Here is a 22687-nt window from a genome sequence, read left to right as displayed (position 1 = left end):
ATGCAAATAGCCAATAGCTACGACTACCAAAGCAACCCGGCGACCAAAGACACGCCTTGGATAAGGCGCACATTTATTACCATTGCCGTGTTATTTATGATTATCATGTTAGTGGTTCCACTGCTAGCGGTGTTTTATGAGGCCTTTAAAAATGGTTGGCAGCTTTATTTAGCCTCGTTGGTCGATCCTGAAGCGGTACAAGCGATTAAGCTCACCTTAATTACTGCCGGCATAGTGTTGCCTATTAATATGGTGATGGGGGTAGCGATTGCATGGCTGGTGACTCGCTATCAATTTAAAGGTAAGCAGCTGGTTACCACTTTGCTTGATTTACCCTTTTCGGTATCGCCAGTCGTCGCCGGCTTAATGTTTATCTTATTATTCGGTCTCAACTCTACTATGGGAGGCTGGCTTGAAAGCATTGGTTTTCAAGTTATCTATGCCGTTCCAGGTATCGTTTTAGCCACGCTATTTGTAACTTTTCCCTTTGTTGCGCGTGAGTTGATACCCTTAATGCAGACCCAAGGTGATAGTGAAGAACAAGCGGCATTGACGCTTGGTGCCACCGGTTGGCAGACATTTTGGCATATTACTTTGCCTAATATTAAATGGGCGCTGCTTTATGGTCTAATTTTGACCAATGCGCGAGCGATGGGTGAGTTTGGGGCAGTTAGTGTGGTATCCGGTCACATTCGCGGCGAGACCAACACTATGCCGCTATTGGTTGAGATTGCTTATAATGATTACAATTTTACCGCCGCTTTTGCTCTATCGAGCTTACTTGCGGCGTTAGCACTGGTCACGTTACTGGTTCAACAGGTGATGACCAAGCTACAAGAGCGCAAATTTGCCAAATCTGAGCGCTTAGTTAGTGCGCCAGAGCTACCGGTTAGCGCCAATGCGACTGTTGCAAAACATACTGATAACGATACAGACGCTATTAATTAAGTGATTAAAGAGGCTGTTAAAGACAATCGGCCACAATAAGATAAAGACATAATACGAGATACCGCTATGAGCATCGAGATTAGGAACGTTAATAAGACATTTGGTGACTTCACCGCCCTAAATGACATCAATATCACCGTACCTACGGGTAAGCTAACCACGTTACTTGGGCCATCAGGCTGTGGCAAGACAACCTTGCTGCGTATTATTGCCGGTCTTGAATATGTAGACTCAGGGCAAATATTGTTTGATGAGCTAGATGTGACCAATACGCCGGTGCAAAAACGTCATATCGGCTTTATGTTTCAGCACTATGCTTTATTCCGTCATAAAAACATCGCCGATAACATCGCATTTGGTCTGACTTTATTACCAAAAAATGAGCGCCCAAACAAAGCTGATATTAATAATCGCGTGGCAGAACTATTAGACTTAGTACAATTGCCGCAAGTGGCCAATGCTTATCCGCATCAGCTATCTGGTGGTCAGCGCCAGCGGATTGCGCTGGCACGTGCCTTAGCAGTCAAGCCCAAGCTATTATTACTCGATGAACCTTTTGGGGCGCTTGATGCCAAAGTCCGAAAAGAGCTGCGTACTTGGCTCAAAAATATTCACCATGAGCTGGGTATTACTAGCATTATGGTCACCCATGATCAAGAAGAAGCGCGTGCCATATCCGATGAGATTGTGGTGATGAACCATGGCATTGTTGAGCAGGTAGGTACCTCTGAGGAGCTGATTAACCGACCAGCTAACGCCTTTGTCAGTGACTTTTTGGATCTAGTGTAGATTTGGTATGGATGTGACAACGGTTAGATCACGTAAACTGTGCGCTCATAACGCAAAAAAGACCTAATGTTAATTAGGTCTTTTTTATGGGTGTAATAAGCAGAAAAAAAGTAGTTAGTAACAATGTGACAGCACACGCTATGCTAATTAGCCATCGTTTGTTGTTTGTTCGAGTAGCGGCAGCTCAACTAGCGTCTGATAGGTAGTGTCTAAAATGTCCTGACACCAGGTTGGCAGGTCGTCCGCTACTTCGTACCACATCCAAGTACCATCACGAACACAGCTCAAAATACCTAGTTTTTTTAGGTGGTTTAAGTGTCTCGACACCGTCGGCTGTGGCTGATCAAGTATTTCTACCAGTTCGCACACACAGCGTGGATTTTGTTGAAATAAAATTTGGAACAGTTTAAGGCGGGTGGGGTCAGACAGGACTTTGAATAACTCAAGGGGCTGCATGGCACAATTATTAGGCATAGAAAATTTCCAAAATATTCATAACGACTGCTGATGCGGCTCGAGTATTAAAGCCACTTAATTAAAAAAAGGTATAGCTTGCCGTTTATCGATATTTTACCACCTTTTATCATTATGGCTAATAGAAAATGTACCAATATAACGGTGACAGATAATATTTTTTATAAAAGTTATTGTAAATGGTAATAATTATCGTTATTATAATAAGCACTAAGCCAAACGTTGTAAGATATTGATTGTTAAGACTGTTTATTCAGAGAGTTTGTTAGGATCATGATTACTTTTAAGCATCATTTAACCTAGTCTCATCAACAGCCCCATAACCAATCTTATCTCCAGCTAAATAACCAATGAACTGATTAACAACCAAGCTAAGATTACATCAGCAGTAAAACTAGCGATAAGTAGCCAATAGGTAGGAGTACGCCCATGTACGTATGTATCTGTAATGACGTGAAAGACAAGCAAATTCAGGCAGCTATTGCCTCCGGTATCGATACGCTCGATGGTCTAAAAGATACGCTTGATGTGGCGACTTGTTGCGGCTGCTGCGAACCGATGGTTAATGATTACCTAGATGAGCATCACGCTAAGCTTGATGTACTGGCTTACGCAATTTAAAGAGTGCACCCTGAAGCTCGCTTGTTTGAAATAACTTCATGTATATGAATGACTAGTCAGACCTATCGGACTGGCCCTACTTTCTTATATGAAGAAAGCAATATCAAGTAGGGCGTCCACTATAACTATTACCCTCGTATATGTATTATTGTTAGCCCTTTTTATCTTGATTTTTATTAAACCTTCTATCGAAAATCACACCATAACTATACATTGAGCTGCTATTGGTAATTCTATCTAATTACTATTCTCAACTGGTATCTTATTCTTAGTTCATAACGTTACAAGCCATACCCTCCTATGTGTTACTCTATTTGTCTAACAATATAAGACGTATTGTCGTTTCTGATTTTCACTCATTGATTTTTACTAATCAGTTTACCGGCTGTGCTGTTATTAAGTTAAGCATAAGAAGAAAAGCGTAAACTGAAAAAAAGGGGAGTACACGTTATGATAGGCAGCCAAAAAGTTATTGATTATTTAAACTTCTTACTAGGCGGTGAACTGGCCGCTCGTGACCAATATTTCATCCATTCCGAGATGTATGCTGAATGGTATTATGGCAAGCTGTATGACCGTATTAGCCATGAAATGACGGACGAAACCATGCATGCGCAAGAAATTATCCGCCGTATTTTAATGCTGAGCGGTAAGCCGAAAATGACTGTCAACGACATTCATATCGGCAGCACAGTTCCTGAGATGTTGCAACTGGATCTTGATCTTGAGTATGAGGTACGACAGCATCTTAAAGACGGTATTGCGATATGTGAAGAAGAGCACGACTATGTTACCCGTGAGATGTTGGTTGAACAGCTGAAAGATACTGAAGAAGACCATGCCCATTGGCTTGAACAGCAGCTGCGCCTTATCGATATGATCGGTCTGCCTAATTACCTACAAAGTCAAATGGCAGAAGTTTCGCCTAACCTTAACGAGTCTAATACGCCAAATTATTGATAATTGAAGCGTCTTGCTAAACTTAAAGTATTAGGCTTATAAGGCAGTGACTTGTAGGTTAATAAAGAGGGAGAATATTATGAAAGGTGACAAAGAGGTTATTAGAGTATTAAATAAAGTGCTGGGACAATCATTAATTGCTATTAATCAGTACTTCTTGCACGCGCGTATCGCAAGGCATTGGGGGCTTGAGTCATTAAATGATTCGCTTTATCATCAGTCCATCCAAGAGATGAAATGGTCGGATGATCTGATTGAACGTATTTTATTGTTGGAAGGGTTACCAAACTTGCAGGACTTAGGTAAAGTCCTTGTCGGCGAAGATGTACCAGAGATGATTGACTGTAACTTGCGTTTAGAAAAGCAAAAGTACGGTATTATTACCGAGGCTATTACCCTGTGTGAGGCGCATAAAGACTATGTATCGCGTAAGCTATTGGTGAAGCTAAAAGATGGTAATGAAGAATATAAAGATTGGATTGAGACTCAAGAAGATCTCATTAAAGAGATTGGGGTGCAGAATTATATTCAATCTCAGATGGATGACGATAAAGCGCCTTAATACTAATAGTATTAGAGTAGTATAACTCAGGCACATCTGCCAGCATATTTCTATACTTTATAAGGTATACAAATGTGCTGGCTTTTTTGTGTCTGGCTTATTTAAAAGCTATTCTTAATACAGACCGCGACCGTCTTCTGGCTTTAAGCGCAAGAAGTACAGTCCTGAGAGTATAGTAATAATGCCCAATATCAAGTAAGTGGTATGGAAGGCGGCCATAGTATCCATCTGTAGGCGCTCGCGTAATAAGTTAAGCACGGCGGCACCAAAAGCAATACCAAAGCTGAGCGCTAGCTGTTGATTGACGGCCATTAAGCTATTGCCGCTACTGATCTGTTGACCTTCTAAATCACCGATAGTAATGGTATTCATCGCGCTAAACTGTAGCGAGTTGCAGGAACCCATTATTACTAGAATAGGTATAAACCACGGCCAGTATGAAGGGTCATTGAATTGTGCCAACACAATAATCAATACGCCTAGCAAAAAAGTGTTAGAGACTAGAACCTTACGGTAGCTAAAGCGCTGAATTATTTTACTGACGAATGGCTTAATGCCCATCGCGCCTACTGCAATAGGAGCGAGCAACCAACCTGCCTGTGAGGGCGAGTACTCAAATACTACTTGTAGTAGGAGGGGCAATAAAAACGGCACGGCACTGATACCGAGACGAGTAAATAAGTTACCGGCAATACCAATTCGAAAGGTACGGATGTCAAATAAGCTGAGCGGAAATAAGGGTGCTGGCCGACGTTTGGCATGCCAAATATAGGCACCCACCAATACTGCCCCTATCAAAGCGAGTATTAATCCATATAGACCACGTCCCGTTTGTGAGCCAAATTCAACCGCTAAGGTCAGTCCACAAGCCGCCGCCGCAAATAATAGAAAGCCTGACCAGTCAAGGCGCTGGGTATCTTCAAATAAAGCGGGGACTAGCTTTTTACCCATGATGAACCCAAACAGACCCATCGGGATATTAATCAAAAATATCCAGTGCCAGCTGGTGTACTGCACGATATAGCCGCCCAGTAACGGGCCTACCAAAGGCGCAATCAGCGCGGGTATCACCGCAAAATTCATTACCGTTAGTAGCTTATTACGCGGATAGGATTTGACTAAAATCAAGCGCGCAACAGGGGTCATCATGGCGCCACCAATACCTTGGACAATACGCGAGCCAATTAATAGGTTGAGAGTAGGTGAGGCCGCGCAGAGCAGGGAACCAATACAAAAGATGATAATCGCGGTCAAAAATACCCGGCGTGTGCCGTATTTATCCGCTAAAAAGCCACTAATTGGAATAAAGATAGCCAAGGTTAAGGCATAACTAATCACTGCCCACTGCATCTTCAAGGGCGATTCACCAAGCGCTTGTGCCATTTGTGGCAGCGAGGTATTTAAGATGGTGGCATCCAGAATCTGCATAAACAGTGCCACTGCCAGCACATAGGGTAGATATTTATCTTGGGTTTTTGTGAGAGTTACCATACAGACATCACCATAGCTCATGTATTTATAAAAAAGTCATAAAAAGATACGTTGCTTAAACCAGCTGTTTTTAGCAACGGTACCATGCCAGTATTATAAGAATAAGCTTGGCGTAGTTAAAGATAAGCAAAGTAACGACAGCGATTTTCATACGCTTGATTAGAGAATAAAAGTACGAGAGGATTATTAATAACTTGATTAACGAACGCATGAAGTGCACTCTTAGTTAATAAAAAAGGATATCCCATGAGTAAGGCTAATCAAAATACGAATGCTACTTCCAATGTGCAGGACGTGCCCCGAGATCCCCTTGAAGCAAAAATTACCCCCGGCACCAAACAGCTGCCCCTAAGCGATTGGACACCGCCGCAAAATGGGATTATACCGCTGATCCGTTTTAGAGAGCGCTGGTACAGTATCCTTTGGGCGCTACCGATTATATTCGTGCTATTGGTTGCCGCAGTGGCAATCGCTCAGGGGCTACGTGAGCTGCCAAGCGCTCAGATGTTTATCGAAAATTATCCAGGCGCACCTGCCTCTGCTGCGGTCGTGGAGACAGGGTTTCCGCTCTGGCTGCGGGTATCCCATTTCCTAAACCTGCTCTTCATGGTGTTCATTATGCGGTCCGGCGTGCAGATTCTGGCCGATCACCCGAGGCTCTACTGGCACCGCGACAGTACTCCCGGCACCGAATGGTTCCGCTTCCAAAAACCGGTGCCGAAGGGACGTGTCTGGACGGCCAAAGATGACTCAGTGACAATCCCAGGTTGGCTTGGTATCCCTGGTGTCCGCCATTCGATTGGACTGGCGCGCTGGTGGCACTTTTCAGTCAATTCGCTCTGGCTACTCAACGGTATCATCATCTATATCTTGCTGTTCTCAACCGATCAGTGGCTGAGGATTGTCCCAACAACGTGGGAAGTCTTTCCAAACGCCGTATCGATCGCGCTGCAGTATTTGTCGCTAGACTTTCCGTCGGATGAGAGCTGGACCAAGTATAACAGCCTGCAACAGCTTACCTACTTCATCACGGTTTTCGTTGTTGCCCCCACATCAGTCTTCACTGGGTTCATGCAGAGCCCGGCATTGTCGAACCATCTTGGCTGGTTCGGACGGGTCTTTAACCGGCAGAGGGCGCGCTCTATCCACTTTCTAGCGCTCTGGTGGTTTCTGTTTTTCATTCTGGCGCACGTGACACTGGTGTTCATCACTGGGGCGCGGGTTAATCTGAATATGATGTGGGCGGGCGTAAATGATGATTCGTGGAGCGGCTTTATGGTGTTCGTCCCGCTCATCATCCTAATCGGCGTGTTATGGGCAATGGCATCGCCCTTCACCATTCGTCATGCCCGATTGGTACAGAGGATCGGCGCCTTCATAGTCGGCCCGATCAAAGGCTGGGCCGAGTGGTTCGATCCCAAAAGTGAGCTGACCGAGAAAGATATCTCACCCTTCTTGTGGCCTAACGGTACGATGCCCGATTCAAAAGAATTTGAAGATCTTGTGGTAAATGATTTCGCTGAATATCGGCTGCGCATAGATGGGTTGGTCGAACGACCGGGTGAATACTCTCTGGCTGAGTTACGGGCGATGCCACAGCAGGAGCAGATTACAACCCATTTCTGCATTCAAGGTTGGAGCGGTGTCGCTAAGTGGGCTGGCGTGCCGACGCGTCATATCCTTGATTTGGTTCGCCCAACGCCGGAGGCGCGCTACGCCGTCTTCTACTCTCTAGCGGAGGGTGCTCATGGCGGCGTATACTACGATTGCCACAAAATGGAGAATATGCAGCATGAGCTGACCATCCTAGCCCTAGATATGAATGACGATCCGCTCAGCGTTCTACATGGCGCGCCGCTGCGACTGCGCTGCGAAAACGAGCTTGGTTTCAAGATGGTCAAGTGGATTACTGCAATTGAATTCGTCCACGATTTCGCCGATCTTGGCTCAGGTTATGGTGGATATAATGAGGACCATGAATTCTATGGCTATAGGATGCCTATCTGATGACAGACTTGTCTGATCAGACAGACAACAGCCCAGGAACGAAGTTTGGCAAGGCCCTTTATGCCGGTTGGGTCGCGCTCGTCATTACAGGAATAGTCGGAGGGCTAGGTTATACTTTTCAGCAACCTTGGCTATTCCCCAGTATCGGCCCAACTATTTTCATTCATACTGTCACTCCGACGCACGATTCCGCACGGCCTTGGAACACCTTTGTCGGTCATGGAATTGGCGCAGCGATGGCTTTTGCAGCGCTCACGCTGTTCGGTGCGCTCGATGCGCCATCGGCGATGACCGCCGGTCAGGTAACGGCGCCGCGTATTATGGCTAGTGCACTCGCTGTCGCGTTGACAATCGGTTTGCAGATTCCAGCACGTGCCATGCATGCGCCTGCCATGGCAACGACTCTTCTAATCACCCTAGGAGGACTTCCTGCCGATTTTGCGACTGTCGGCGTGCTGGTTATTGGGATTGGTCTATCAACGGTACTGTGCGACTGGGGGCGGCGCTTAACCAGTTGGCAATTTGGATGGTTACGAAATAGATCTTAAGAGTTCGATCTTCAATTGATGTCTGTTAAGAAGTTATGTCTTTATTAATAGGCTCTAATATAAGAATGACTTTGGCGTAATGAAAGATAAGCAAGGTAGTGATACTGTCTGCTAACCGTTTTATTGGAGTATTTAGAAGGTAATGGTTTAAAAACAGCTACATTAATTACATGAGAGGTCTGTATTAAGTAGGTAGGTCCTCGTTATAGTAAGACCATGCTATATTTAATATAAAAATAACATCCAAGATAAAGGACATTCCATGAGTAACGCTAAACACAATACTAAAGAAAATCCTAATTCTCAAGATACCGACAGTTCAAGCTATACGCCGCCTAAAGTTTGGAAACACGACAAGGACAATGGCGGCAAATTCTCTAGTATCAATCGTCCAACGGCAGGTGCGCGCCATGAGCAAACGCTACCGGTAGGAGATGCGCCGCTACAGCTGTACTCATTGAACACCCCAAACGGTGTTAAGGTCAACATCCTATTAGAGGAGCTGGCTGAGCTTAGGGTGAAGGGTGCTGAATACGATGCCTATGAAATCGACATCTCTGAAGGCGATCAGTTTGGCTCAGACTTCGTGGCGATCAATCCCAACTCTAAGATTCCGGCGCTGGTTGATTATTCTGCTGTAACGGCTGCTAGAAATGATTCTAATAAACAGGCTGGCGAGCCCATCGAGATTTTTGAGTCCGGTGCTATTTTATTGTACTTAGCAGAAAAGTTCGGTAAGTTTATACCGATGGCGCAAGGAGAAGCACGCGCTGAGTGTTTATCTTGGCTCATGTGGCAGGTGGGTAGTGCACCGTTCTTAGGTGGCGGCTTTGGGCATTTTTATGCTTATGCGCCCGAACCGATGGAATATCCGATTAATCGCTATACTATGGAGGCCAAACGTCAACTTGACGTGCTTGATATTCATCTAAAAAATAGTGAGTATATGTGTGGTAATAATGAGTCGGATTACAATATCGCTGACATTATTATTTGGGCATGGTATGGTCAATTAGTACTTGGCAGACTCTACGATGCAGGCGAGTTCCTACAAGTAGACAGCTATCCGCATGTACAACGCTGGGCACAAGAAGTAGCCGACCGTCCGGCGGTGAAACGTGGCGTAGAGTTATCATTACAGCCAATTGCTTAATTGGGTTCACTTGACATAACAAACAGCAATAGAATAGATAGTAACCATGGCTGATAGCTTTTATAGTTATCAGCCACGAATTTTTTATTTTTATAATAAATGAGCCTTGCTAGTATTTTTACATAATGATACGTTAGTACAACAGATAGAAACTTAGCTGCGTTAAAATGACAGCTTGCTGCTGTGGTAAGGATACCGTTTTTATATCTTCTCTATTGATGAGTAATAATTATGAAGGATACCCGAAATCAGTTAACACAAGCGCATTTGCTGTCCAGCAATAATAACGTTATAACGACACCTTATAATATAATTAAGATAAAAACATTAATGCTAAAGAACAAAGTCTTATTACCCATATTAGCCGCAGTTAGTACGGCTCTATTCAGTTCTATGAGTACGGCTGCCGCGCCAGTTGAGCTTGTTCATCAAGACTGGCAAGTCGTCTGTGATAATACGCGGACCTGTAGGCTGGCAGGTTATCAAGCTGAGAACAATAGCGACTTTCCGGTATCTGTATTATTGATCCGTCGAGCAGGCGCTGATGCAGGCGTAGTGGGCAAGGTTAAGCTTGGGACCGCTAAAGAAAGCTCTACGAAAGCATTGATGCAATTGGGCAACCGTCACCGTATGTCGTTATTCATTAATGATAAAGATCTAGGCGAGATCGAACCCTTCTCAACAGCAGCTGGTGATTCAGACCTCAAGTCAAGTCAAGTCACAGCACTGCTTGATGCGCTAACCAAGACCAGTAAGATTGAGCTGGTACTGCGTAACTCGCGCTGGCAGTTATCTGATAAAGGGGCAATCGCAGTGATGCTAAAAGCTGATGAGGCTCAAGGGCGAGTAGGAACGCCAAGTGCCTTTGTTAGCTCTGATGGCGTTAATAAATCTAATCGCACGGTATTACCGCCTAAGACAGCGCCACAACTGCAAGTGGTAAGACCTAATGCCAAGGCCAACTCCAACAGCAATAGAAAGTTCAGTATGAAGTCCTCACAGCTATCGGCCTTGATGCAAAACACGATGAAAGAGGCGAGTACTGACTGTCCAAATTTAGTCGACAAATCACCGTGGCGTGTCAGCCGTCTCAATAGCACCCAGCTACTGGCACAGCATCATTGTTGGACGGGCGCTTATAACACTGGTTCCGGTGTATGGGTAATGAATGATAGCAAGCCTTATAAACCAACCCTAATCACTACCAGTGCGACCGATTATGACAACGGTAAAATTAGTTCGGTACAAAAAGGTCGCGGTATTGGCGACTGCCTAAATAAGACTTATTGGATGTGGACAGGAAAGATCTTTGCCAAAAGTCATGAAAGTACGACCGGACTGTGCCGCATGGTAGAGGCGGGCGGCGCATGGCAACTGCCAACCTATGTGACTAATGTAAATACGCTACGTTAAGGCCTGTTAAAAATAAATACTGATATTATTCTAATTACTATGCTATACTGCGTCGCCACGTTAGCTTCGACTAACGTGAATTATGAGATTGATAACATCGCCTGCGATTTTGGGTCTAGGATGACTGAAAGTAATTGTTGCCGATGATTTTGTGTACTTAAATAATCCTATTATTTTTGACTCATATCTTATCTACTAGCCCAACATCATGGCTAGATTGGTTGTTGTTCGCATTTATCAGCTTTGGATTTAAGCAAAGGTAAATTGCCTATAGCAGACAAGGGTAAGACACTCGGCACTACCACCAAAATACGTCAGACAGCACGCAACACCTTTTATAGAAGTGATACGCTTTAAATAGCTAAGCTTCTAGTTATCAACATTCTTGATAGCTTGTTAATAAAATGGTCGCGTGGTGAACGGTTATCAGTGGTATGCATCAAGCTTCTGAATATACAGCAGCTTATACTACCAAGGATACTCATGACTGACATCTTATCTGCAATGCTAGACGGCGAAAATACTAATACCAACACTCAAGCGCCTACCACTAACGCTAACACTTCTGAAGAAAAATCTGAATCAGAAGAAATGACCTTTGCTGATCTTAACATTGCCAAGCCAATTCTTACCGCGCTTGAACGCAGTGGCTATACCAACCCAACCCCTATTCAAGCACAAGCTATTCCTTTTGCTCTAGCTGGTCGCGATCTTCTGTTATCAGCGCAAACAGGTAGTGGTAAAACAGCTGCCTTTGTTGTTCCACTGCTAGATCGTTTAAGCCGTGCTACTAGCTTCGATAAAAACACCAAAGCCCTTATCTTAACGCCAACGCGCGAGCTTGCTCAGCAAGTACATGACAGTGTTCGTACGTATTCTAAAGATATGCGTGGTTTGTTCTGCGTGCCATTAGTTGGCGGCGCGCCCTACAATGGTCAGATTACTGCTTTGAAAAAAGGCGTACAAGTCATTGTCGCAACCCCTGGTCGTCTACTTGATCATATCAATGCCGGCCGTGTTGACTTATCACAGCTAGAAGTATTGGTACTTGATGAAGCGGACCGTATGCTAGACATGGGTTTTGCTGATGATATCAGTGACATCTTACGAGCGGCACCTACTGATCGTCAAACCATCATGTGTTCTGCTACTTGGGATGGCCCTGTTGGCAAAATCGCTGCTAGCTTCACTAAGAATCCTGAGCGCGTTGCGATCAAAGTTGAATCAGCACATATCGAAGAAAAAGTGTACTACTGTGATGACTTCGATCATAAAAACAGATTGCTTAATGAAATCGTTTGCCAAAAAGATATGGAACAAGTGATCATTTTTGCGGCAACCAAGCGTAGCACTGAAAAATTAGCAAAATCGCTACAAGAAGACGGCCATAAAGCCAGCTTCCTACATGGTGATTTGCCACAAAGCAAGCGTAATCGTATCGTCCAAGACCTCCGTAATGGTAAATGCAAAATCTTAGTCGCAACTGACGTGGCCGCTCGTGGTCTTGACGTGCCAGCGCTATCGCATGTAATTAACTACGATCTACCACGCCAAACTGAAGATTACGTGCATCGTATCGGTCGTTGTGGTCGTGCCGGTCGTACTGGTGTGGCAATCAGCTTATGTAGCATGGATGACCGTCCACAACTAAATGCGATTAACCGTTATTTAGATCGCAAAATGGAAGTGTGTGTCATTGAAGGCATGGAGCCTAAAAAGACTTACGTTCCAAGCGACAATAAAGGCAATGGTCGCGGCCGTGGTCGTGGACGCTCAGGTGGCGGCGGTAACGGTCAAGGCCGTGGTCGTTCAGCCGGCGGTCATCAGGGCAAACCTAGTGGCCAAGGTCGTGGTCGTCCATCAGGTGATAGCAGCACTGGTACTGGTCAACGCGCGAGCAATGACAGCGGTTATCAGGGTAAGCCACGTGATTCATCTGGTAAGCCAAATGAGCGCTCAGGTGGCAAGCCTTATCAAGGCAAACGTGCTCCTAGCCGTGGTGATGGCGCAAGCGCCCCACGTGGTGATCGCGCTGCAACTGGTCGTGGTCAAGGTCGTCCTACTGGCCGTTCAGGTTCAGGTAATAGCCAAGGCGGCCGTCCAACTGGCGGTAATCGCAACAAAAACTCATAATAAGCTAAGATTTAGCAGCTAGGAGCTCCTAGCCAGTCTAATCGCTAACAATGAGTTTGAAGTAAAAAAGCCAGATACTTGTTATCTGGCTTTTTTGTGTCTGAGTTTTTATCTTTATGATAAAACTCAATATTAACTGAGTTATAGGCTGGCTTTAATACTTACTTGCGCGTAGTTTTAGCCTTGTCTATACTGGCCTATTTTTCTATTACGTTACGATTTGGAGCCATACGATGCTCGCCATTTCTCATTTAGCCATTGATAGTTTACCGGTAGCGTTTGGTATTATCATGGCCGTTATTGGTTTGGTTTTCTATACTCAAGGTCTGCCGGGTAAGTTTTGGCGACGTTTTTATGCAGTCTTGCCAGGTATAGTGCTGTGCTGCTTTATTCCAGCAACCTTAAACAGTCTTGGGGTTTTTGCTGATGGTGTCGGCTCGCAGATATATGGCTTTACCGCCACTTATTTGTTACCGGCAAGTTTACTGCTCATGACCTTATCGATGGATGTCCCTAAAATTTTAGGACTAGGCTGGAAGGCGATTGCCATGTTTGTGGCGGCTAGTGTGGCGATTATCATTAGCGGGCCGATTAGTTTGGGTGTGGCTAAATGGGTATCTCCGGAGATGTTTACTGATGACACGCTATGGCGTGGATTCTCAGCAGTGGCTGGCAGCTGGATTGGCGGGGCGGCAAACCAAGCGGCAATGAAGGAGCTGTTTGGGGTCAGTGATGACTTATTCGGTATGATGATTTTGGTAGATACCACTAACGCCTCATTGTGGTTATTAATAATATTAGTCATGGCGAAGCACAGCGATAAGATTGACCGATTCTTAAAGGCAGATACCAGCAGTATTGATAAAGTAATCGCCGCCGTTGAGAGCTATGAGCGCGACCATGCACGCCCGGCCACCTTAACTGATTTGATGGTGATGTTTGGGCTATGTTTTGCCATGGTAGGGCTAGCGCACTTTGCAGGAGGGCAGATTGCAACATTTTTCGCGCCCTATAGCTGGGCGGTACAATATAGCTTCGCCAGCTCCTTCTTTTGGATGGTGGTGATTATTACCCTACTTGGGGTGGGTTTTTCTTTCACCAAAATTCGTCGGCTGGATCATGTTGGCGCGTCTAAAATCGGCACGGTATTTATCTTTGTATTGATTGCGGCTATCGGCATGCAGATTAATTTGGCAGGTATCGTCTCACAGTGGCGATTATTACTAATTGGTTTATTATGGATGACTATTCACGTGGTGATTATTTTTATTGTCGCTAGAATCATTCGTGCGCCATTTTTCTTCTTAGCTGTCGGCTCTAACGCCAATACTGGCGGTGCATCGTCGGCCCCGATTGTCGCGACGGCTTTTCATCCATCACTCGCGCCAGTCGGAGTGTTTTTAGGCATTCTTGGTTACGCGATGGGGACGGTAGGCGGTTATATCAGTACCCAGCTGATGCGTTTGGTAGTGACATAAGCATTATTTAAAAAAAGCTTAGTAGCAGAATTTCAATAACAGAAACGATGTGTTCAGTAGGCTAAGGCGTAGTATATTGACATGCCGCTATGCTACGCTTAGACCCATATAAGGCGGCGCTAGACAATCTAATTATCACCGACTATCTGCACTTTGAATTTTATGTCAATGGTGAACGCATCCATGAGGTGTGTGTCGGTGAGTTAGACAATGGTGTCATCAAAGCGCATGACAGTGAGTTTGAACGATTAGCTGAGTTACTTCGCGACTTTTGCGAGTATGTCGGTCAGACCATCAAGTCCGCCCAGCGTCTGGCTATCTTAATGGCGGGCAAGGCGCGGCTTTTAGAGAATACCTTGTATCAAGTAAGACCGTGCTCATCCATGACCTAACGTCAACCGACTTTGCTGATATCTACGCGCAGACGTTAGCCTACGGTATGTTCGCCGCGCGCCTGCATGATGACACTTTAGAGACGTTTAGCCGCTAAGAGGCCGCCGCATCCCTAAGACCAATCCATTTTTGCGCAGGCTGTTCGACTATGTGGCTGGCGTGAATATCGATGATCGTATCAAGCTTACCGTAGATAACTTAGCGGACGTGTTCCGCGCCACTGACGTCGCTGCTATGCTCAAAGACTTTGGCAAGACTATCCAAACTCAAGACCCTATCATCCATTTTTATGAGACCTTCCTCGCTAAGTACAATCCCAAGCTGCGCAAACAGCGCGGCGTTTGGTATACGCCAGAGCTAGTGGTTTAGTTCATCGTAAGGGCGGTGGATGATGTCCTAAAGTCCGAATTTGACTTGCCTGAGGGTATCGCGGATATCAGCAAGATTGAGATTGAATCAGCAACGCAGACCCGCGATAGTCGTACCAAGTCCGGCTTCAAGACTGAAACCAAATCTGTCCATAAAGTACAAATCCTCGACCCAGCGACCGGCACGTTCCTCGCCGCCATTATTCAGCATATCTTTCACAGTCAGTTTGCCAATAAGGGCGGAGCGTGGAGCAGTTATATCGAGCAAGATTTATTACCACGGCTTTATGGCTTTATGGCTTTATGGCTTTATGGTCAGTATTATATTGAAAAGAATGGGGAAGGAGTTTTAGTGTTTATTACCAATAATAGCTTTGTTGATGGCATTATTCATAGGCAAATGCGTAAAAGTCTACTAGAGACCTTTGATAAGATTTATATTCTCGATTTACATGGCAATGCTCGTAAGCAAGAAACTGCACCCGACGGCGGCAAAGATGAAAACGTTTTTAATATTATGGCTGGGATTTCAATTAATATTTTTATAAAGACTAACAAAAAGAAAGAAAGTGAATTAGGAAAGGTCTTTGTGCGTGACCTATTTGGTACAAGAAAACTTAAGTACAGATTTCTAAATAAACACGATTTAAGCCAAATGTCTTGGAATGAAATAAGGCCAAGCTTGCCAAATCTTGAGTTTATTGAAATTGACTACAGTAATAAGAAAAAATATGATAAGTATTTTTCAGGCTAGTAATACTGGTATAGAAACTGGTAGAGATGCTCTGTTTATAGACTGGAATAATAAGGAGTTAGGAGAGAAAATAAAAGGAATCTTTGATAATAAATATGACTCTAGTGTTTTGAATAAACTCAAGATAAAAACTACTAGATAATTTGTTAGCAAGTCAATTTTCGGAAAAGTATTTTAAGAGCATTCTGTAACGACCTTTTGATATGAGGGCGACGTATTATGATACTTCGCTACAGAGAAGACCAAGCTGGAATACTATTAAACATTTAAATAAAGATAATCTTTCACTTATCACCTGCCGCCAGCAAAGCACGTTCGATTTTCAACACATATTTTTATCTAAAGCTATTATCGAAAGATGTACTGTTTCGCTCCAGACAAAGGAAACTGGATATATTTTCCCACTTTACCTATACATAGACCCTAAAGATGCGGACAGACAATCCGAATTATTAGAATTAGACAATAAAACCAACACGCCAGCGCGAACGCCAAACCTTGACCCTGAAATCGTCGCGGACATTGCCAAAGCGATTGAGCTAATCTTTACCAATGAAAAGTCGGATAGTGCTGGCACGCTTGCACCGATAGACATTCTTGATTATATTTATGCTGTATTACACAGCCCAACATATCGCGAAACCTATAAAGAATTCTTAAAAATTGACTTTCCGCGTGTGCCGTATCCAAGTGGTGCTGAGACTTTTTGGCAATTGGTCACGCTAGGTGGTGAATTACGCCAAATTCACCTGTTAGAATCGCCAAAATTAGCCGCACAGATTGACGGCACTGAGAAAAGTATCGGCAAGGTTTGGATAAATGATGATCAGTATTTTGATAATGTACCGCTGATCGCGTGGGATTTCTTTATTGGTGGCTACCAGCCTGCGCAAAAATGGCTCAAAGATCGCCGCGAGCGTACTCTAGATCATAATGATATTAAGCATTATATGAATATCATCGCTGCACTAAGTTTAACGGATACAATTATGCAGCAGATTGATGAGATAGAGGTTATTTAAGTATTTGATTTAAATAGCAATTGATAATTAATTATATATATAATTGTTGGGTTGTCATCAATACTGAGGTTTGTGTGCTAAGTTAACGTCGCGATAGTAGAAAATGCGGTCTGAATGTCAACAGTAGAGGAAAACAGTGCATGTTTAGTATATTAAAAGACTGGCGCGAGCAGCGTGTATTGGACAACAGCGAATTTACCCATGCTGACTGGATGCAAGCTGCCGAGCGCATTGTGATACTTGATAGGCTGGATGAGGACGAGATGACCCGCCTGTTTGAGCTTGCCACGTTGTTCTTGCACGACAAGTCGATCACTGGTGCCCAAGGCTTTGAGATTACAGATGCTGTCAGGCGGTCCATTGCCTTGCAAGCTTGTCTGCCCATACTGAATCTAAGCCTTGAATGGTACGCTGGCTGGTCATCAATCATCATATATCCTGGTTCATACACCAGCGAAAGCACCACCGTAGACGAGTTCGGTATCGTCCATGAGGGTCACCAACATCGTAGCGGTGAAGCGTGGCTTCGAGGTCCCATCATTCTTTCATGGAAGGATGCCAAACATTCAGGGGAGCGCGATGGTCATAATGTCGTCATTCACGAATTCGTACACAAACTCGACATGCTCAATGGTCGAGCCAATGGCTTTCCACCGATGCAACCTGACATGGATCCTACGAGGTGGACTGAGACTATGGAACGCGGATTTGCTGATTTTCAGAAGCACCGCAAGGCTGGGCTGGATCGTTATGGCGCTACCAATCCGGCTGAGTTTTTTGCCGTTCTCAGCGAAGTGTTTTTTGAGACACCTCAGAAGCTGATGGATGCTTATCCTGATATTTACGAAATTATGGTCAAGTTTTTTTGTCAGACACCGCTGGGACCGAAATCGTAAGCTTATGGTCTAGGCTTCATAAGATGTATTAGAGCAGCCTATGTCAAATATATATATTAAAAATTGAATATATAGTAATAGCAGCAAGCAAAAGGGCAGTGCATTACTTGAATAACGCATTGCCCTTTTTTTAATGTTTTATTAGGAAATAAAAACCTTATATCGTCCATTGGTCGTTAATAATCGCAACCAAATAACGCTTACCTTGATACTCATCAAACACTAAGCGCAGCATACGCCAGTCCATACCAGCGTACTCATCGCTGCCTTTATGATAAAAATTAACGACATCCGATTTTTGATAGATATCTTCGATGTTATTAATCATATTGCCAGTAGACTTAAATTCATTGATGCTGATGCGAGCATCATTAAACTTATTACCGGCGACCCAAGTGTCCAAATATTTTGGTAAGGGAATAATTAGTAAGTCGCCAATGCCATCAAGCTTACCCCAAGTAAAGCGCATTTTTGACTCTTGCAGATATTGCGCGAATTGGACACGGCTGAAGGTTTTATCGGACTCTGGACGCACATAAGCATACATCGAAAAGCGCACGCCACGGGTTGGATGAATATCATCAATAATGCTGGCATAGTTTTTATTGGCTAGTGCGTGCTGAATATGTAACGCTTGCTGGGTGAGTGGTTGCTGAGGAGTTTGAGGTTTTGCTGGCGTTGATGAGTTGTTGTTTTGGTTATTATTTTTATTACTGCTTTGAGTATTAGGAGTGACAGGAGTCGTTGCGGCTAGAGACTGACAGCCAGTTGCCATAATCAGAAACGCAAAACAGCTACCAGTGACTAATTTATAGTGAGATAGCGTTGTCATAAGAATATCCTTACCACCTCAATAGCGGAGTAAATATTAGTTAATTATATTAAATAGTGTAATAATACTAAGTTAGTAAAATCTATGATAGTGCTGTGTAATATGTTGTTTTTAGTCGCTAAACCTGACCGATACGATTATGCAGCAGATTGATGTAATGAGTGATACCAATCACAAAAACCGTTAGTTTGTTTTCGCATAATGTATATTATGTTAAATAGAATGTTTTGATACTATATAGCAAGCTCTTAAGTGCCATAATTTATCTGAATTCTTATACCGACTCGCACTAATCTTTAGTCTCACGATATAAGGTGTTCTGAGCCTCCTCCCTAAAATCCTCAATACTGATAGCTGAATCGTTTGTAGTATTACTATTTATCTTTTTTGGCTCTGCTATTGTAGGCGCTACTTGCTCAGCCGTCTCTGTATTTTTATTACTAATGGCTGCTTTATCTGAAAATGTAGCTGCAACGGCTTCTTGGTTTACTGTTTCCTCTGTAGATGGTTGTGATACGGGTGCAGCCGGCGCGCTTGGTGTTATCGTTTCATAGTCGTCAGCCGCCACATTATCCGACAAAACAGACAAGACGCCAATATTACTAAGTACGGCGACAATAGCACTGCTTAACAATAAACCGCAGACTACACCGATAATGAATAACTTAACACTACTAACTTGTCTACCTCGTACCGCCCCTGTCTTTTTATCTTTTGAGAGATTACTGTTAGCCTCATTATCATCAGTGGTATCTATATTAAGGGTGTTATTAGTATTAGCATCTTCATATTCCGATTCAACTGTTGTTAAGGGTTGATCGTGACTGCTATCATAATCCCTATTTTCATGATTCTGTTTAACGTCAGAAAAAGGACGTAGCTCTTCCTCACTTAGTGGCTCGTATGAAGATGTTTTATTCATGGAATATCAAGCCAATTTTGCCATTAATATTAAGGGATTGGTAACTTCAAGTTAGGTAGCTTTGCTAAAATGTAACACTAATAGACGACAATATAATTGTCTAGACAATTACCTTCAAGCACAATTTGTATCGACAGCGACATTTTGCACATAAATTGGTTAAAAAACAATGCCAAGCGGGTATTAAAGTAGGTATCAAAAAATGGAACTAAAGCAGCTTAATGCCTTTATTGCGATTGCAGATTTGCAAAGCTTTAGCGCAGCGGCCAAAACAACAGGATTATCACAGCCTAGTCTAAGCCGGCAGCTTAAGCAGCTGGAGACAGAGATGGGTGTAATATTGGTTGATAGGTATCACCGTCCGCTACAGCTGACGGAAGCCGGACAGTTTTTTTATGACAAAGTCAGTACGGTGCTAATGGAGCTTAATACTATTACTAGCATGACCCAGCGGTTATCGGCGCCAAGCGCCACACTCAATATCGGCTTTGTGCCGTCCGTACTCTATGGCTTGCTACCTGAAGTTATTGCCACTTTAAAGCGCAATAATTCTAATCATAGCCCTGATATTGAGGTCAATCTTAAAGATATTAGCTCTTATCAGCAGATTGAGGCGCTAAAAACAGGCGAGATCGATGTTGGTTTTGGTCGTTTTGCGCATCAAGACGCATGGATACAGCAAATATTACTGCGTCACGAGCGTTACGTGGTTGCATTGCCAAAATTGCATCCTCTTGCTGATGTTAGTGAACAGCACTTAATTGATTTGGCAAATAATCGCTTAATTTTATATCATCAAACACATCTGCCTGTTTCTACTTCTCATACGAAAGCTACAGGGAATGATCATCTAGATAGTAAGCAGGAGCCGGTAACAGAGCCTTTATTGCACTTATTTGCGCAACATAATATCACCCCACTAATGACTACTAAAGTAAGTGATTTACAAGTGGCACTGGGCTTGGTAGCCGCGGGTGAAGGTATTACATTAGTGCCTGCCAGCCTACAAACGGTACGTACCGAGCAGATAAGCTACCAGCGACTGGTTCATGAAAACGTGACCTCCCCTATTTATCTGCATACCCTTAAAGATTTTATCCATCCAAAAATCCCTGATTTGCTCAATGCCATTTATCAAGTATATGAGCAACGTGGCATTACTTATCGGAAGCAACAGTTTGTTTAACCCTTATAAAGGTTAGCTATTAAGTCGTCACATCGTCTAAAGCACAGCAGCACAGCTATCAAAATAAATAATAATAATCATTATCCCGAATTGAATCAGTGTGCTAAAGTCAGTCCACAATCAATTATTTTATAAATTTTTTTGTGCTGATAGCTGGCAAGCGCATCACAATGCCGCTTTAACTATTTTGAGGTATTCATGACCGCCCAACGATTTAACAACCCTGATAGCCCTGATAATAATGTTGACGATAGCACTGGCGCAGCGCAACAAGGCTTCAGCTGGCGCATCTTCGGCCCTGGTATCTTAATGGCAACTGCTGCTATTGGTGGCTCACATCTCATTTCATCCACGCAAGCTGGTGCGCTGTACGGCTGGCAATTGGCTATCATGATTATCTTAGCCAACATCTTTAAATATCCCTTCTTTCGTTTCGGTACCGACTACGTCTATGATACTGGTGAGAGTCTGATTGCAGGCTACGCCAAGCGCTCTAAAGCGTATCTTTGGGTGTATTTCATCCTATCTATCTTATCAGCGGTGATTAGTACTGGCGCGGTGTCCTTGATTGCTGCTGTGATATTAGGCTTTATGCTGCCTGCCTCTGTTGGGCTATCAACTATTACGCTAGCTCTCATTGTCACCGCTGTGTCATGGGTATTCTTGATTGCAGGACACTATAAGCTGCTCGACGGGGTGACTAAGTGGATTATGATTGCGCTCACTACGGCGACCGTTGCTGCGGTAATCATTGCCGCAGGTAAGCCAACGGTCATGACCGTAGATTTTGTTGCTGCATCCCCTTGGAATTTGGCTACTTTAGGTTTTATTGTGGCACTTATGGGCTGGATGCCAGCCCCGCTTGAGTTTGCTGCGATTAACTCTATGTGGACCTCAGCGAAAATTAAGGCGGATCACACCACTCATCGTGAAGGCTTGCTAGATTTTAATGTCGGCTATTCAATATCTGCTATTTTAGCGCTATTCTTTTTGGCATTAGGGGTATTCGTCCAGTATGGATCAGGACAAGAGATTGAGCTGGTCGGCGGCGCTTATATCAATCAATTGATCAACATGTATACCAACACTATTGGTGAGTGGTCAAGATTGCTGGTCGCCTTCGTCGCCTTTATGTGTATGTTTGGTACCACCATCACTTGTGCTGACGGTTATGGTCGTGCCAATGCAGAGTGCTGGCGTTTGCTTAAAGGTCAAAGCGAGATTAATAAAAAGCAAATCGCCTTTTGGACGACTTACGCGATTGGCGGCGGGCTGGTGATTATTACGTTCTTTACCGGGCAGTTAGGTGCTATGCTGAAGTTCGCTATGATATCAGCGTTTGTGTCTGCGCCCATCTTTGGTTGGCTAAACTACACCTTGGTTAAAAACCATCAAAAGCTCTCGGCAGGTATGAATGCGTTATCAATTGCAGGCCTACTATTCCTAGGCGGCTTTGCACTATTATTCTTAGCCAACCTTGCAGGGTTAATTGGCTAAATATTCAATTAAAACTAAAGCTTTCAAAGTTAGATATAGTCATAAACCTCCTTCAGCTTAGCTATTGGAGGTTTTTTATTAGGCATACTTACATATATGCTTAATTGTAACTAAAGATGTTTAATAAACCGCCTTAATACTGTTTGGTTTTATCAATATGAATAATAAATAGAATAAAACTGCGTATTATGGATAATGCTATTCGTAATTTGAATTGATTCATTAATTATAATATATTAT

The 22687-nt window shown here is 43.7% G+C and carries 22 protein-coding genes; 18 read left to right on the top strand and 4 right to left on the bottom strand.

Annotated elements, in window-relative coordinates; translation table 11 throughout:
• Positions 1 to 948, top strand: coding sequence for a sulfate ABC transporter permease subunit CysW (cysW, locus tag JMY06_RS09465; RefSeq protein WP_201527197.1), 948 nt, complete (start codon positions 1 to 3; stop codon positions 946 to 948).
• A 66-nt stretch (positions 949 to 1014) separates the two neighbouring features.
• On the top strand, positions 1015 to 1737 hold the full coding sequence (locus JMY06_RS09460) for a sulfate/molybdate ABC transporter ATP-binding protein (RefSeq protein ID WP_201618051.1): 723 nt from the start codon (positions 1015 to 1017) through the stop codon (positions 1735 to 1737).
• Between the two features lie 147 nt (positions 1738 to 1884).
• On the opposite strand, the gene JMY06_RS09455 is transcribed toward JMY06_RS09460, so the two are convergent.
• Positions 1885 to 2211, bottom strand: a complete 327-nt coding sequence (locus JMY06_RS09455; RefSeq protein WP_201618050.1) for an ArsR/SmtB family transcription factor — start codon at positions 2209 to 2211, stop codon at positions 1885 to 1887.
• 429 nt (positions 2212 to 2640) lie between these two features.
• On the opposite strand from JMY06_RS09455, the gene JMY06_RS09450 reads away from it, so the two are divergent.
• From JMY06_RS09450 to bfr (JMY06_RS09440), 3 genes are all read left to right on the top strand, one after another.
• Positions 2641 to 2832 (top strand): bacterioferritin-associated ferredoxin, encoded by a 192-nt coding sequence (locus tag JMY06_RS09450; RefSeq protein ID WP_201527193.1) that lies wholly within the window; start codon positions 2641 to 2643, stop codon positions 2830 to 2832.
• Between the two features lie 450 nt (positions 2833 to 3282).
• Positions 3283 to 3792 carry a bacterioferritin gene (gene bfr, locus JMY06_RS09445; protein WP_201618049.1) on the top strand — a complete coding sequence of 170 codons (510 nt, stop codon included), beginning with the start codon at positions 3283 to 3285 and terminating at the stop codon, positions 3790 to 3792.
• A gap of 79 nt (positions 3793 to 3871) precedes the next feature.
• The gene (gene bfr, locus JMY06_RS09440; RefSeq protein WP_201618048.1) at positions 3872 to 4354 is read left to right on the top strand and encodes a bacterioferritin; all 483 of its coding nucleotides are present in this window, start codon (positions 3872 to 3874) and stop codon (positions 4352 to 4354) included.
• Between the two features lie 114 nt (positions 4355 to 4468).
• On the opposite strand, the gene JMY06_RS09435 is transcribed toward bfr (JMY06_RS09440), so the two are convergent.
• Entirely contained in the window at positions 4469 to 5845 is a 1377-nt protein-coding gene (locus JMY06_RS09435; RefSeq protein ID WP_201527168.1) for a DHA2 family efflux MFS transporter permease subunit, read from the bottom strand.
• A 246-nt stretch (positions 5846 to 6091) separates the two neighbouring features.
• On the opposite strand from JMY06_RS09435, the gene JMY06_RS09430 reads away from it, so the two are divergent.
• From JMY06_RS09430 to JMY06_RS09380, 11 genes are all read left to right on the top strand, one after another.
• Positions 6092 to 7852, top strand: a complete 1761-nt coding sequence (locus JMY06_RS09430) for a molybdopterin-dependent oxidoreductase (protein WP_201618047.1) — start codon at positions 6092 to 6094, stop codon at positions 7850 to 7852.
• A complete protein-coding gene (locus JMY06_RS09425; RefSeq protein ID WP_201618046.1) occupies positions 7852 to 8400 on the top strand; it encodes an HPP family protein in 549 nt (182 codons plus the stop codon). The genes JMY06_RS09430 and JMY06_RS09425 overlap by 1 nt, the downstream gene beginning before the upstream one ends.
• A gap of 262 nt (positions 8401 to 8662) precedes the next feature.
• Positions 8663 to 9553, top strand: a complete 891-nt coding sequence (yghU, locus tag JMY06_RS09420; RefSeq protein WP_201618045.1) for a glutathione-dependent disulfide-bond oxidoreductase — start codon at positions 8663 to 8665, stop codon at positions 9551 to 9553.
• Positions 9554 to 9946: 393 nt separating this feature from the next.
• Complete coding sequence (locus tag JMY06_RS09415; protein WP_227672272.1) at positions 9947 to 10966, top strand: DUF1176 domain-containing protein; 1020 nt, start codon at positions 9947 to 9949, stop codon at positions 10964 to 10966.
• Positions 10967 to 11449: 483 nt separating this feature from the next.
• Positions 11450 to 13099: a DEAD/DEAH box helicase gene (locus JMY06_RS09410; protein WP_201618043.1), complete on the top strand. Its 1650-nt coding sequence runs from the start codon at positions 11450 to 11452 to the stop codon at positions 13097 to 13099.
• Between the two features lie 233 nt (positions 13100 to 13332).
• A complete protein-coding gene (locus JMY06_RS09405; RefSeq protein ID WP_201618042.1) occupies positions 13333 to 14577 on the top strand; it encodes a DUF819 domain-containing protein in 1245 nt (414 codons plus the stop codon).
• Between the two features lie 89 nt (positions 14578 to 14666).
• Complete coding sequence (locus JMY06_RS09400) at positions 14667 to 14969, top strand: hypothetical protein (RefSeq protein ID WP_201618041.1); 303 nt, start codon at positions 14667 to 14669, stop codon at positions 14967 to 14969.
• Positions 14970 to 15099: 130 nt separating this feature from the next.
• Positions 15100 to 15339 carry a hypothetical protein gene (locus JMY06_RS09395; protein ID WP_201618040.1) on the top strand — a complete coding sequence of 80 codons (240 nt, stop codon included), beginning with the start codon at positions 15100 to 15102 and terminating at the stop codon, positions 15337 to 15339.
• Positions 15340 to 15354: 15 nt separating this feature from the next.
• Complete coding sequence (locus JMY06_RS09390; RefSeq protein ID WP_201618039.1) at positions 15355 to 16092, top strand: hypothetical protein; 738 nt, start codon at positions 15355 to 15357, stop codon at positions 16090 to 16092.
• A 203-nt stretch (positions 16093 to 16295) separates the two neighbouring features.
• A complete protein-coding gene (locus tag JMY06_RS09385) occupies positions 16296 to 17114 on the top strand; it encodes a type ISP restriction/modification enzyme (RefSeq protein ID WP_201618038.1) in 819 nt (272 codons plus the stop codon).
• A gap of 140 nt (positions 17115 to 17254) precedes the next feature.
• The gene (locus JMY06_RS09380; protein ID WP_201618037.1) at positions 17255 to 18010 is read left to right on the top strand and encodes a zinc-dependent peptidase; all 756 of its coding nucleotides are present in this window, start codon (positions 17255 to 17257) and stop codon (positions 18008 to 18010) included.
• Between the two features lie 157 nt (positions 18011 to 18167).
• Here JMY06_RS09380 and JMY06_RS09375 read toward each other — a convergent pair whose 3' ends face one another.
• Both JMY06_RS09375 and JMY06_RS09370 read right to left on the bottom strand, forming a co-directional pair.
• Positions 18168 to 18842, bottom strand: coding sequence for a hypothetical protein (locus JMY06_RS09375; RefSeq protein WP_201618036.1), 675 nt, complete (start codon positions 18840 to 18842; stop codon positions 18168 to 18170).
• A 289-nt stretch (positions 18843 to 19131) separates the two neighbouring features.
• Complete coding sequence (locus tag JMY06_RS09370; RefSeq protein WP_201618035.1) at positions 19132 to 19764, bottom strand: hypothetical protein; 633 nt, start codon at positions 19762 to 19764, stop codon at positions 19132 to 19134.
• Between the two features lie 202 nt (positions 19765 to 19966).
• Between JMY06_RS09370 and JMY06_RS09365 the strand changes: the two genes are divergently transcribed.
• Positions 19967 to 20950: a LysR family transcriptional regulator gene (locus tag JMY06_RS09365; RefSeq protein WP_201618034.1), complete on the top strand. Its 984-nt coding sequence runs from the start codon at positions 19967 to 19969 to the stop codon at positions 20948 to 20950.
• Positions 20951 to 21148: 198 nt separating this feature from the next.
• The gene (locus JMY06_RS09360; protein ID WP_201618033.1) at positions 21149 to 22447 is read left to right on the top strand and encodes an NRAMP family divalent metal transporter; all 1299 of its coding nucleotides are present in this window, start codon (positions 21149 to 21151) and stop codon (positions 22445 to 22447) included.
• Positions 22448 to 22687: the final 240 nt, after the last annotated feature.

The organism is Psychrobacter urativorans, assembly GCF_904846675.1.
In the GTDB taxonomy this organism is placed as follows: Bacteria; Pseudomonadota; Gammaproteobacteria; order Pseudomonadales; family Moraxellaceae; genus Psychrobacter; species Psychrobacter urativorans_B.
This window is presented reverse-complemented; position numbering and strand designations above follow the sequence as displayed.

Bases quoted from the DNA above. Each gene is read 5' to 3' on its own strand.
- JMY06_RS09430 (WP_201618047.1), top strand. From the start codon at position 6,092: ATGAGTAAGGCTAATCAAAATACGAATGCTACTTCCAATGTGCAGGAC.
- JMY06_RS09415 (WP_227672272.1), top strand. From the start codon at position 9,947: ATGAGTACGGCTGCCGCGCCAGTTGAGCTTGTTCATCAAGACTGGCAA.
- JMY06_RS09360 (WP_201618033.1), top strand. From the start codon at position 21,149: ATGACCGCCCAACGATTTAACAACCCTGATAGCCCTGATAATAATGTT.
- JMY06_RS09455 (WP_201618050.1), bottom strand. From the start codon at position 2,211: ATGCCTAATAATTGTGCCATGCAGCCCCTTGAGTTATTCAAAGTCCTG.
- JMY06_RS09435 (WP_201527168.1), bottom strand. From the start codon at position 5,845: ATGGTAACTCTCACAAAAACCCAAGATAAATATCTACCCTATGTGCTG.
- JMY06_RS09380 (WP_201618037.1), top strand. From the start codon at position 17,255: ATGTTTAGTATATTAAAAGACTGGCGCGAGCAGCGTGTATTGGACAAC.
- JMY06_RS09370 (WP_201618035.1), bottom strand. From the start codon at position 19,764: ATGAATAAAACATCTTCATACGAGCCACTAAGTGAGGAAGAGCTACGT.
- JMY06_RS09460 (WP_201618051.1), top strand. From the start codon at position 1,015: ATGAGCATCGAGATTAGGAACGTTAATAAGACATTTGGTGACTTCACC.
- JMY06_RS09375 (WP_201618036.1), bottom strand. From the start codon at position 18,842: ATGACAACGCTATCTCACTATAAATTAGTCACTGGTAGCTGTTTTGCG.
- JMY06_RS09400 (WP_201618041.1), top strand. From the start codon at position 14,667: ATGCTACGCTTAGACCCATATAAGGCGGCGCTAGACAATCTAATTATC.
- JMY06_RS09425 (WP_201618046.1), top strand. From the start codon at position 7,852: ATGACAGACTTGTCTGATCAGACAGACAACAGCCCAGGAACGAAGTTT.
- cysW (WP_201527197.1), top strand. From the start codon at position 1: ATGCAAATAGCCAATAGCTACGACTACCAAAGCAACCCGGCGACCAAA.
- JMY06_RS09450 (WP_201527193.1), top strand. From the start codon at position 2,641: ATGTACGTATGTATCTGTAATGACGTGAAAGACAAGCAAATTCAGGCA.
- JMY06_RS09385 (WP_201618038.1), top strand. From the start codon at position 16,296: ATGAGGGCGACGTATTATGATACTTCGCTACAGAGAAGACCAAGCTGG.
- bfr (WP_201618048.1), top strand. From the start codon at position 3,872: ATGAAAGGTGACAAAGAGGTTATTAGAGTATTAAATAAAGTGCTGGGA.
- bfr (WP_201618049.1), top strand. From the start codon at position 3,283: ATGATAGGCAGCCAAAAAGTTATTGATTATTTAAACTTCTTACTAGGC.
- JMY06_RS09410 (WP_201618043.1), top strand. From the start codon at position 11,450: ATGACTGACATCTTATCTGCAATGCTAGACGGCGAAAATACTAATACC.
- JMY06_RS09365 (WP_201618034.1), top strand. From the start codon at position 19,967: ATGGAACTAAAGCAGCTTAATGCCTTTATTGCGATTGCAGATTTGCAA.
- JMY06_RS09405 (WP_201618042.1), top strand. From the start codon at position 13,333: ATGCTCGCCATTTCTCATTTAGCCATTGATAGTTTACCGGTAGCGTTT.
- yghU (WP_201618045.1), top strand. From the start codon at position 8,663: ATGAGTAACGCTAAACACAATACTAAAGAAAATCCTAATTCTCAAGAT.